This is a genomic window from Pandoraea sp. PE-S2R-1, from assembly GCF_002179865.1.
GTDB lineage: Bacteria > Pseudomonadota > Gammaproteobacteria > Burkholderiales > Burkholderiaceae > Pandoraea.
In genome coordinates this window covers 1-405 of record NZ_NGUR01000139.1, presented here as the reverse complement: position 1 = coordinate 405, position 405 = coordinate 1, and the positions used below count along the sequence as shown (strand labels likewise).

General features: G+C 58.5%; 1 protein-coding gene. It reads right to left on the bottom strand.

Features of this window, described 5'->3' with window-relative positions; all coding sequences use genetic code 11:
• A partial coding sequence (locus CDV44_RS27415) for an aldehyde dehydrogenase family protein (RefSeq protein WP_141118853.1) occupies nucleotides 1-330 on the bottom strand: 330 nt, incomplete at its 3' end.
• Between the last annotated feature and the right edge of the window lie 75 nt (nucleotides 331-405).

Below are 405 nucleotides of genomic sequence, written 5' to 3'. Positions count from 1 at the left end.
ACGCGACACTTCGCCCTGCGCGTCCGAGAACACTTTGCCGTGTTCGGCGGTGATGATCGCGGCGAGTTCGTCGCGATGCTTGTTCATCAATTCGAGAAACTTCAGCATGACGCGCGCACGGCGAATGGCAGGCGTATTGCTCCATGCGGGGAACGCCGCCTTCGCGCTTGCCACGGCGGCATTCACGTCAGACACCCCGCCCAGCACCAATTGACGCGGGCTGGCACCGGTTGCCGGGTTGAAGACCGGCTGAGTCCGCTCGCTGTTCCCCTTCACGCGTTGACCATTGATGTAGTGCAGCACGTCGGCAGTATCGTTGAACGCTTGCATTTCGACTCCTCATGAATTGATGAACGATGCCAGCAGTGTATGAATCACCGGAGACGAAGCATAGGCGCTATTATT